Source organism: Methanothermus sociabilis, from assembly GCF_055392295.1.
This window is the reverse complement of record NZ_AP042467.1, coordinates 725,284-737,208: the sequence shown is the minus strand read 5'-3', so window position 1 is coordinate 737,208 and position 11,925 is coordinate 725,284. Positions and strand designations below refer to the sequence as shown.

Annotated in this window: 9 protein-coding genes; 8 read left to right on the top strand and 1 reads right to left on the bottom strand. The window is 31.1% G+C overall.

Going from position 1 to position 11,925, the window contains the following annotated elements:
- The first annotated feature begins 216 nt into the window (after positions 1 to 216).
- From ACZ5LY_RS04125 to ACZ5LY_RS04090, 8 genes are all read left to right on the top strand, one after another.
- Positions 217 to 1,767: a glycosyltransferase family 39 protein gene (locus ACZ5LY_RS04125; RefSeq protein WP_464576991.1), complete on the top strand. Its 1,551-nt coding sequence runs from the start codon at positions 217 to 219 to the stop codon at positions 1,765 to 1,767.
- Complete coding sequence (locus ACZ5LY_RS04120; protein WP_464576989.1) at positions 1,751 to 3,304, top strand: glycosyltransferase family 39 protein; 1,554 nt, start codon at positions 1,751 to 1,753, stop codon at positions 3,302 to 3,304. Before ACZ5LY_RS04125 ends, ACZ5LY_RS04120 begins: the two co-directional genes overlap by 17 nt.
- Positions 3,305 to 3,306: 2 nt before the next feature.
- On the top strand, positions 3,307 to 4,248 hold the full coding sequence (locus ACZ5LY_RS04115; RefSeq protein WP_464576987.1) for an NAD-dependent epimerase/dehydratase family protein: 942 nt from the start codon (positions 3,307 to 3,309) through the stop codon (positions 4,246 to 4,248).
- Positions 4,215 to 5,132: a glycosyltransferase family 2 protein gene (locus ACZ5LY_RS04110; protein WP_013414152.1), complete on the top strand. Its 918-nt coding sequence runs from the start codon at positions 4,215 to 4,217 to the stop codon at positions 5,130 to 5,132. Before ACZ5LY_RS04115 ends, ACZ5LY_RS04110 begins: the two co-directional genes overlap by 34 nt.
- Positions 5,132 to 6,124 (top strand): SDR family NAD(P)-dependent oxidoreductase, encoded by a 993-nt coding sequence (locus tag ACZ5LY_RS04105; RefSeq protein ID WP_464576984.1) that lies wholly within the window; start codon positions 5,132 to 5,134, stop codon positions 6,122 to 6,124. Before ACZ5LY_RS04110 ends, ACZ5LY_RS04105 begins: the two co-directional genes overlap by 1 nt.
- Before the next feature lie 8 nt (positions 6,125 to 6,132).
- Positions 6,133 to 7,293, top strand: a complete 1,161-nt coding sequence (locus ACZ5LY_RS04100; RefSeq protein WP_464576982.1) for a glycosyltransferase family 4 protein — start codon at positions 6,133 to 6,135, stop codon at positions 7,291 to 7,293.
- Position 7,294: 1 nt separating this feature from the next.
- Complete coding sequence (locus ACZ5LY_RS04095) at positions 7,295 to 8,425, top strand: glycosyltransferase (RefSeq protein WP_013414149.1); 1,131 nt, start codon at positions 7,295 to 7,297, stop codon at positions 8,423 to 8,425.
- 160 nt (positions 8,426 to 8,585) lie between these two features.
- A complete protein-coding gene (locus tag ACZ5LY_RS04090) occupies positions 8,586 to 10,874 on the top strand; it encodes a beta strand repeat-containing protein (protein ID WP_464576979.1) in 2,289 nt (762 codons plus the stop codon).
- Positions 10,875 to 10,883: 9 nt separating this feature from the next.
- Here the strand turns inward: ACZ5LY_RS04090 and ACZ5LY_RS04085 are convergent, their stop codons facing one another.
- Positions 10,884 to 11,912, bottom strand: coding sequence for a glycosyltransferase (locus ACZ5LY_RS04085; protein WP_464576977.1), 1,029 nt, complete (start codon positions 11,910 to 11,912; stop codon positions 10,884 to 10,886).
- Between the last annotated feature and the right edge of the window lie 13 nt (positions 11,913 to 11,925).

Here is an 11,925-nt window from a genome sequence, read left to right as displayed (position 1 = left end):
GAAAATGTTTATTCTCATTCTTTAACCCTTAAAACTGGTTTTTTAATTTTAATATCACTTAGTAATATCAACTTATATAAAGATAAACAATTGAAGGAAAATTAAATGTAGATTTGTTGAGCATGAAAGGCATTGTTAATCCATAGAATATTTCAAGATATTTAATTTTATTGGCGGATATTTCATTTAAAGATAAATTCAAGTAGGAGGGATATTATGCATCCAAAAAAAGATAAAAAAATGATTTCAGTTTTATTACTCTTTATAACATTAATAACGATTTATTTTTTAAATCTTCAGGTAAAACTTGGGGTAGTATACTGGGATACGTACATATATCTTTGGAATGCTTTAATGTTTGCTGGAATTAGTCCAGGATATAAACAATATCTTCCTCCTTTAATCCCATTTTTAACTGGGATGTTATTTAAGGTTGTAGGAGTATCTGAAGCTGTTTTGTTTGTAATATGTGGGATAATATATGTATTAGGAGTTTTAGGAACATATTTATTCTTAAGACTTAGATTTACAACTATTGAAAGTTTTGCAGGAACATTAATTCTTTCATGCATGTCTGTTGTACTTGCATGGATGGTTGCTGGAACACTGGATGTTCCTGGAGCCATGCTAAGTGTATGGACAATTTTCACATTTGTTTATGGTATGGAAAAAAACAAAAAATTTTTGTTTTTTACACCAATTCTTTATCTTCTAGCTTTTTTAACAAGATATACAGCAGGATTATTGGTTATTCCTATTTTAACATATTTGATTGTGAGTAGATTTAAAAATATTAAAGAATTGATGATAGGAGCTGCATTTGGGAGTCCTATTTTAATTTCCTTCATGTATTTTTTATATTTAAAAGTAGGTAATCCTTTCATCTTTTTAGGCATTGGAATTCCAGGCACACCTAATCCAGAATATCCAGGATTCAATCTAGATAGTTTCTACTATCTGAAACATATTTTACAATACATAAGTAGCTTTCCTTCAAAAGAGTATTTAGGTACATATCTAAATCCAAGTATGGGATACACATCTCCAATAAGTTATGTTTTAGCTTTTCTTTCAATTTTGGGGATTTCTTTATATTTAAAAAGACATAGGGCAATTTATGGAATTATCCCAACAATTTTTTTAACAATTTTATCATTGAAATATCAACTAATTTACCTTATACCTGAATTGTTATTAATTCCTTGCATGTTATTTCTTTATTCAAAATCTAAAATTCCAAAACTAGATTTAATGGTATTCACATGGTTTTTAACCTATTTGTTTGCTCATAGCTTAATATGTCTCAAAGTTGATAGGTACTTTATAACGATGGTTATTCCACTAACATACATTCTGATGCTTGGAATTTCAGAATTAAAAAATTTAATTTCAACCTCGAAATACAATGCATTAGTAATTTTTCTAGCTGTGGGCGTTGTTATATCTTCCTTAAGTTACTATTTCACTATAACTCCATATAGATTAGATTCAAATTTGGAGAATGCAGCAACATGGTTAAAAAATTATGATCCAAATTATAGACAGAAGATTATATTTTCAGATCATTGGATTGGAATGAGTTGGTATCTTAAATATGAAGTGAAAAGAGGGAATCCAGATGATTTTAAGAGTATAGATGATTTATCTAAAATGCTTATAAATTCAAATGCAACTTATTTCATATGGACAAAAAAAGGTTTTGAATTAAAAGGTTTTGAAATCATTAAAAAATTTAAAGGAGCCATAATCTATGAAAGGTGTAGATAAGTATCTTCTCACTTTACTTATCTTTACCTCAATACTTGCCATAATACTCGTTCAAATACAAAGTAAGATTGGGGTTTACTATTGGGATATATTTTTTTATCTAAACAATGCAGCAAAAATGGCAGGCATAGGTGCAAGTGATACTCTTTATTTACCTCCATTTCTCTCTTATCTAACTTCTTTAATTTTTAAACTAGGCTATGTGTCTGAAACTGCATTGTTTATAGTGTCAGCAATCTTTTATGTTTTAGGTGTGATTGCTCTATATTTAATATTGAAGTTGAAGTTTAGTGAAGTAGAATCATTTTTAGGTGCTACGGCTTTCGCAACTTTCACTTTAATCATTATGTGGGCTGTTAGTGGAGCATTAGATGTTCCATCCATATCTTTAGCCTTATGGAGTTTATATTTTGTATTACTGGGTGTTAAAAAGAATTCTAGATATCTATACTTTGTATTCCCTGTTGCAGTTCTCTCCTTTTTAACAAGATATACATCTGCATTGATAATCTTCCCACTAATTCTTACCTTCTACATATATAAAGAAAGAATTGATATTAAGAAAATAGTAGCGAGCATTGGCATTGGAGTATTTATTTATTATGAATTCTATGAATTTTTAAAACAATTTGGACAAAAAAATATAGTTCCTTTCATTAAATATTCTACTGGTGGTGCAGTTTCATCTACAAATCCAGGCTATAATTTAGATTTTCTCTATTACCTCAAATATATACCACAATATATCTCAGCTAAAGTCATACATAATTATGAGGATATGCTTTGGCCATCTAATAGTGAACCAACTTTAATCTCATATTTAATACTAATCTTCATCATCATTGGAATAATACCATTTACCTTTAAAAATCCAAAAAAATACCTACTACCTACTATATTAGCAATAGTGCTTGCATTATCAATTTACTTTAATTTTCCATTTTATATAGCCGAATTTATAATGTTTGGAATGATTTTATCTCTATATAGGAATTTAAAAGATAAAAGATTGGCCTTAGATTTAATATTTTTAACATGGTTTCTATCATTCTTTATTCTACATACATTACATCCTGTTAAGGTTGATCGCTATTTCATTACAATGACTCCTGCATTGGCTTATGCATTTACATTAGGAGTACATAAATTTTCTAAAGTTACGAAAATAAAAAATATAGCGACAGTATTGCTTACATTGATAATATTTAACACAGGTATATATTTAATAGAGATGCCCAAAAGTGATCCCTGGGTTCAATCTGAAAAGCTTGCTGCAGAATGGCTAAAAAAATATGATCCTGATTATAAATACAAAATTATAGCATCTGACAGAGGTCCTGCATTTACTTGGTATCTAAAAAAATACGTTTTTACACGTATTTATAGTGAAAGTGATAAGGAATTGTTCTGGCGACTTATGAATAAAGCACCTCCATACTATTATATACATAGTGACACAAGTAAATCTGTGCCACTTCATGGATACTATCCAATAAAAAAAATTGGACAAGTAGTGATATATAAGAGGGAGATGTAAAAATGGAAACATTTAGAATTTTAGTGACTGGTGGAGAAGGATTTATTGGAAAACACCTAGTTAGGGAGTTAGAAAGCAGAGGACATGAGGTAATTTCTCTAGATTTGATGCATAGTGACAGGGAGAATTACATAAGAGCTGATGTTAGGAATTATAGACAGCTAGAAAGAGTTTTCGAACGTTGGAAATTTGATTATGTATATCACTTAGCTGCTGAATATGGAAGATGGAATGGTGAACATTACTATGAGAATTTATGGGAGACTAATGTGATAGGAACTAAACATATTCTCAACCTACAAGTAAAACATGATTTTAGATTGATATTCTTTTCATCAGCGGAAGTTTATGGAGATTACGATGGAGTAATGCATGAAGATGTTATGGTTAATAACCCTATAAAAGATACATATCAAATGAATGATTATGCAATAAGCAAGTGGGCAGGAGAACTAATGTGTATGAATGCAGAAAGAATGCATGGATCTGAAATTGTTAGAGTTAGGCCAGTAAATTGTTATGGGCCTGGTGAAAAATACCATCCATATAGAGGATTTATACCTAAATTTATTTACCATGCATTACATAACAAACCATACACTGTCTATAAAGGACATAAAAGGATAATAGATTATGTTGAAGATTCTGTTAGAACATTTGCTAACATAGTTGATAATTTTAAACCTGGCGAGGTATATAATGTTGGTGGAAGAAGAGAATGGCTATATGACATTAAAGAATATTCTGATATGGTTTTAGAGGCTGTAGGTAGAGATGATTCCATAGTTAGATACAAAGAAGTTGAGCCGCATACAACACGAGTCAAAATTGTTGATTGTTCAAAGGCAGAAAGAGATTTAGGTCATGATCCTAAAGTTCCACCACAGGAAGGTATTAAGAGAACTGTGGAATGGATGAAAGAATATTATGGTATAGAATCATGAAAGTTGTTGCTGTGATCCCTGCATTTAATGAGGAATTATCTATTGGCAGTGTTGTTTTATTAACAAAAAAATATGTAGATGACGTTATTGTTGTAGATGATGGTAGTACTGATAGAACTGGCGATATAGCTGAATTAGCAGGAGCTAAAGTTATTAGACATCATAAAAATAAAGGCAAAGGTGCCTCCTTAAAAACAGGTTTTGAATATGCTAAAAACAAAAATGCTGACATAATAGTTACTTTAGATGGGGATTTTCAACATAATCCAGATGAAATTCCCAAACTTATAACTCCTATAATTGAAGGTAAGGCAGATTTTGTTAATGGAAGTAGATATCTTAGAGGAGATCCAGGAACTCCCAAATATAGACGAATAGGCCAAAAAGTTTTGGATGTAACAACAAATATAACTGCAGGTATTAAAATTTCAGACACACAAAGTGGGTTTAGGGCATTTTCAAAAAAATGCATGCCATATTTTAGATTTAAGGATGATGGATTCGGAATTGAAAGTGAAATGTTAGTCGATGCTGCAAAAGCTGGATTAAAAATTGTTGAAGTTGAAATTGGATCAAGATACGATGTTGGCAAACCTTCTGAGAATCCAATAAGTCATGGTTTAAAAGTTTTAGCTAAAATATTACATGACATGGAATTTGAACGTCCACTTTACTATTTCACATTGCCTGGTTTAGTAGTCATGGTTATTGGCATGATACTTGGATTGATATTTCTTAGAGATTATTTAATTGGCAGGAGTGTAAATATAGGTCCTACAATTGTGGCAGGTATAATGGCACTATTTGGAACATTTTTTATCTTTACAGGTATAATACTTGATTCAATAAATAGAATGATGAAGGAACGATGGAGAGGATCATAATGTCAGAATTTAAGAAATATGATGGTAAGACCGTGTTAGTTACTGGTGGAGCAGGATGTATAGGAAGTAATTTATCTAGAAAATTAGCTGAGCTAGGTGCAAATGTAATAATACTTGACAACTTATCTTCCTCCTACAAATGGAATATCCCAAAACATGAAAACATAGTATTTGTTGAAGGAGATATACTTGATGATGAGATATTAAAAAGGGTGTATAAAGAAAGACCAGATTATGTTTTCCATCTTGCAGCACATTTTGCAAACCAAAATAGTGTTGATCATCCTGAAACCGATTTATTAGTTAATGGATTGGGAACACTGAAAGTTTTAGAGTATGCACAACTTGTTGGAGTTGAAAGATTTGTTTATGCATCATCTGGATGTGGAGTTTATGGCCTTGATTCTAAAATTCCATTTAAAGAAGATGACGTCTCTATTTCACTACATACACCATACCAGGTAACTAAATTACTTGGTGAACTTTATTGTAATTACTTCTACAATCTATATGATTTGCCAATTGTGAATGCAAGGTTTTTCAATGCTTATGGCCCTAGAGAAGTTCCAGGAAAATATCGTAATGTAATACCTAATTTCTTCTATTGGGCAATGCAAGGAAAACCACTTCCAATAACAGGCACTGGAAATGAAACAAGAGATTGGACCTTTGTTGGTGATATAGTCAGAGGATTATTAAAAATGGGTGTTCGTAAAAAAGCAATTGGAGAAGCTATAAATCTAGGTTCAGGGAAGGAACATAAGGTTATTGAATTAGCAAAAATTGTCAATGAATTAACAGGGAATGAAGCAGGCGTTGTATATGTTGGAAGGAGAGAATGGGATGTCAAAACGAGATTATTGTCATCAATTGAAAAAGCTAAGAAATTGCTAGATTATGAACCAAAAGTTTCATTTAGAGAAGGACTTGAGATTACATATAAATGGTTTGTTGAGAATTGGGATAAAATAAAGAGATCTGCAGAGTTTTGAGGTGAAAAATGAGAATACTTCTATTACAAGAGTCAGATTGGATAACTAGGAACCCACATCAACAGCATCATCTAATTGATAGGTTGTCAGTGAGAGGTCATGAGATAAGAGTAATTGATTATGAAATAGATTATAGAAAGAAAGGATATAAAATTTTTGAAAAAAGGAAAATATTTAGGAATGTACATAAAGTAATTCCTGAGGCTGATGTTACAGTGATTAGGCCAAGCATTGTAAAGATTCCAATTCTTGATTATTTATCCATCCTTTATTTCCACAAAAAGGAAATAAAAAGGCAAATTAAAGAATTTGATCCTGATGTTATATTGGGTTTTGGAATTTTAAATTCTTTTTTAGGAGTTCATGAAGCTAAAAAACATGACATACCTTTTGTTTATTACTTAATAGATGTTCTATATAGGCTTATTCCTGAAAATTATTTACAGTTTTTTGGAAAAATATTGATGAAAAAAATTATTAAGGAGTCAGATTTGGTTTTAGCAATAAACAAGCGTTTGGCCCAATTTGCTATTGATTTAGGGTCTAATCCTAGAAAAACTAAAGTATTGGGGGCAGGAATAGACTTAAGTAAATTTGATTTAAGTTTAGATGGTAGAGAGATAAGAAAGAAATATGGAATTAAAGATAATGAATTACTTTTATTTTTTATGGGATATCTTTATGAATTTTCTGGTTTAAAAGAGTTAGCTGAAGAATTGTGTAAAAAAGATGTAAATATGAAGTTAATGATTGTTGGTGATGGAGATATCTATGATGATCTTTTGAAAATAGCTAATAAATGCAACAAAATTATTCTCACTGGTAGGAAAAAATATGATGAGATACCAAAATTTTTAGCTGCCGCTGATATTTGTGTTTTACCAGCTCATAAACATAAAATAATGCAAGATATAGTCCCAATAAAAATATATGAATATATGGCAATGGCAAAGCCTGTGATAGCAACCAGGTTACCTGGAATAGTCATGGAATTTAACAAAGGGAATGGCGTATTTTATGTGGATAAACCTGAGGAGACAATTGATTTGGCAAGGAAGATAGATATTGAGAAAGAAGGAATTAAGGCTAGAAGGTATGTAGAGAAAAGAGATTGGGAAAAAATAACTGACAAATTTGAAAAAATACTTAAAAATTTATTGGAAAGATAAAATGAAGATTCTTCATGTTGTTCCATATTTTAAACCATCTTGGGAAGCTGGAGGACCTCCAAGATCTGTATATGAAATAAGTTATAGGCAAGCTAAATTAGGTCATGATGTAACTGTTTATACAACAGATGGATTTAAGAGGAGAATTAATGTTGTTAAGAATAGAGCTATCAATGTTGATGGCATCAATGTTTATTATTTTAGAAATTTGTCTATGTTCTTATCTTCACATAACATCCCGCTACCTTATTATATGCCAATAGTTGCTAGAAAAGAGATTAAGGACTATGATATTGTTCATATACATGAGTTCCGTAATTTCTTAGCTTTAGTTGCTTATTATTATGCAAGAAAATATAATGTTCCTTATGTATTGCAGCCAAGAGGTTCAGCACCAAGATTCTCAAAAACAATTAGGAAAAAGATATTTGATTTTATTGGATCAAAGATATTCTATAATGCTTGTAGGATTATTGCATCATCTAAAATTGAATCTAGGCAATATAAGAAAGTATTTCCAAAAGTAAATATGAGTCGTGTAGTTCATATTCCTAATGGTATTAATCCATGGGAATTACCTAAAAAAGGTAGATTTAAGAAAAAATTTGGTATTGAAGGCAAAATGATTTTGTATTTAGGAAGAATTCATGAAAGAAAAGGGTTGGATTTACTTATTAAGGCTTATTCCAAGCTTAACAATGAAGATGTAACATTAGTTATTGCAGGCCCTGATGATCATTATCTCGGAAAACTAAAAAAATTAATTAAAAAAATAGATAAGAAGGTTGTTTTAACAGGTCCTATTTATGGAAAGGAAAAAATTGAGGCTTATACTGATGCGGACGTTTTTGTTTTACCATCAAAGGATTATTATGAATCTTTTGGGAATGTTGTACTTGAGGCTATGGTATGCGGAACTCCAGTTATTGTTACAAAATATTGTGGAATTTCAGAATGGATAAATGATGAAGTTGGTAGGATAATTAATTATGATGTCAATGAATTGGTTAAGGCATTAAAAGAATTGCTTAGTTATAATTCAAGATCTAAAGTTCGTAAATTTGCTTTATCAAAATTTACATGGGACAATGTTGTTAAGGAAACTATGAAAGTGTATGAACAATGTATTTAGTTTTTATTATGTGTAGTGTTCACAAAATTTGAACAATTTTTTTAAAATATAAAGTGTATAGAATGTGAAAATACCGAAAATTTTAAATATAGAATGTTTTCATAAGGCTATCTTGTGAATAAAAAGGAAATTTGGAGGTGAAAATATTAGGAGAAATTTAATGCTGCTGGCAATGGTGCTGGCAGTATTTGCGCTAGCAGGCGTAGCTTCTGCTGTAAAAGTTGACAATGTAACAGTTACTGCTCCAGATATTTACACAAGACAGCCAACAAGTTCAAACACAAGTATTACAGTATTTAAGAATACAACATGTAATATTAATGCAACTATAACAAATGGGGCAACTGATACTAATGGTGCAAATGCTACTTTAGTGTATGATGGTAATGCATTATGGGGAACTAACTTCCAACAGAATAATAGTACTCCTAATGTAGTATGGACATACAACACACAATATTACTTCTCAGAAACAGGTAATCATACAGTAAGTGTCTGGGCAACAAATGGTACAACAGTTGTGAAGGGTAACAACGTTACAGTCACAGTTTTAAATCCACCATATGCTACCTTAAGCAACTTAACAGTCACTCCAACATCTGGAGTAGCACCATTAACAATAACTGCAACATGTAACATCACAAACACTGGTGACATACAATGGAATTACACAGCAACATTATATGTTTTGAATGCTACTAATACAAGTCAAATTATTGGTAATCCAAGTCAAAACATTACAGTTCCTGCAAAGACAACAGTTCCAATAACATTCACTTACACATTAAACCAAACAGGAACTTACAACATATATGTATGTGTTAATGCAACAATAGCTGGTCAACCTTGGAACTGCACAACCAACACTGTACCAGTAACTGTAGGTAAGGTTGCACTTGGTGACATCACTGTATCACCAACAACAATATATCCTGGACAAATTACAGTGGCAGTTCCTGTGACAAGTGCTAACTTCACAGGATATCTAAATGTTACTATTAATGCAACTAATAATGTAGTATATAATGCAAATACAACAGTGAATATAAATGCACCAACACCACAAACAATCACATATTACTTCTATCCATACATACAATCTCCAGGTACTTACACATTAAATGTCACATTGTTAGATAACAATCTAAACATTACAGACAGTAAAGTAAGGAATATAATAGTCTATGATCCAAACTATAACCTAACTGGCTTAGTAGTTACACCAACATCTGGAGTTGCACCATTAAACATTACAGCAACAGCAAACTTCACAAACAAATACTCAACACCTGTTAATGTGACAGCTATACTCTACATTGATGGTTCAGCAGTTGCAAATCAAACAATTACAGTTCCTGCAAATTCAACACTTCCAATAACATTCAACTATCCAAACTTAGGTGTAGGAACTCATGAAATAATGATGGGTACAAATGTTACAACAATATTACCAACATCAAAAGTAACAGTTAAAGTCTATGATCCAAACTATGTCCTAAGCAACTTAACAGTCACTCCAACATCTGGAGTTGCACCATTAAACATTACTGCAACAGCAAACTTCACAAACAAATACTCAACACCTGTTAATGTGACAGCAACATTATATGTGAATGGCACTGCAGTTGCAAGCCAGGCATTAACAGTTGGAAATAATACAACAGTTCCAATAACATTCACTTACACCTTAACACAAGCTGGAACATACAACGTTACAATAGGAACAAATGTAACAGATGTCTTACCACCAGTTACAGTAACTGTAACAACACCAGCAAACTTCACACTAAGCAACTTGACAGTCACTCCAACATCTGGAGTTGCACCACTAACAATAACTGCAACAGCAAAAGTTACAAACACTGGAGGAACAGCTGGAAACTACACAGCAGTACTCTACATTAATGGTTCAGCAGTTGCAAATCAAACAGTAACACTAGGTCCAGGAAACTCAACAACTGTAAGCCTATCTTACACCTTAACACAAGCTGGAACCTACAACGTTACAATAGGAAACTTAACACCAGTTACAGTGAATGTAACAACACCAGTTGTACCAACACCAACTCCTGTAGTCCAGAATAAGACATTCTCAATAATATTAAAGAATACAGGAACATCAGCAATAACATTCAAATACTACATCTCAATCTACACAAATCCAGTTAATGGAACTAAAGTCAGCTATAGAGAATTAACAATAACATTGAATGCTGGACAAGAAACAACAATAGATCTAGGTAAATATCCAGACACCTATGCAGTATCAACAACAGCAGTATTCACAAACACAAGAAGAAACTACATGCCAGTTGATTTATATGCAAAATACAACATTGAAGGTTGTGCATCACAAGTCAAAATAATATCCAAAGACATACCACCAAGAACAACAATTAAAGACACAACAAGATTCACAAACAAGAATGGTACAGTAGACATCTGGTAAAATAAAAAATTAAAACCTTACTTCCTTTATTATTTTTTTTATTTTTTTACCAATATGGTAAGAAGTTAAATTCTTTTTAAATAATTTGTATGAATTTTTTGAAAGTTTATTACGTAATTTTTCATCCTCTTTAAGTAATTCAATTGTTTCTGCCAAACTATTTTCATCAGCCATCTTACACAATAAAATATTCTTTTTATCCTCAAAAAGTTCTTTAATAGCTGGTGAGTCACCAGTTATAACAGGTTTTCTCATTGCTATTGACTGGTAAATTTTAGTTGGTATGACTCGCATAGCCTTGTCAGTTCCTCCAAATATACCTAAACAAACACTAGCCCTCTCAATATATTTAGGAAGTTGAAAATAGGGAACCTTATCTTTAAATATTACATTATTTAAATTTTTACTTAATCTTCTAACCTTTGGATATGTCTGACCTCTTCCAATAAGTGTAAATTTAACATTTGGAAGTAATTTAGCTGCTTTAACAATATATTCAACACCATGAAGTGGTATATAAGTTCCATAAAATAAAACATTAAATCTATCTTCACAACAATCTCTTGGATAGAAAATATCTTCCTCAGCACCAATATATACAACCCTAAATTTTTCCTTTGGAATAGAAAATGTTTCATGAAAATATTGTAAATTTTGTTTTGTATCTTGCAAAACAATGTCTGAGAATTGGCAATTTATTTTATCTAAAAAATAGAATATTTTGTTGATGTTCTTGTAAATACCTCTATCTTTATTTGTATCATATACAGAAACATATGTATCAAATATCAATGGCTTATTTGTTATTTTTTTTAAAAGTAATGCCAATGGCTGAACAAAATTACTTGCCTCACCAACAAGAATAACATCAAAATTTTTCTCCTTAAAATATTTTAATGCAAGTTTTGGATACCTTAACAATATATGTGATCTATCAACAACTTCACAAACTTCAACTCCATGTTTTTCCAATCCTTTCTTTATAATTCTATGCCTTGGATAATATTCTGGATATGAACCAAAATAACATACTTTCATGTAAACAACTTCC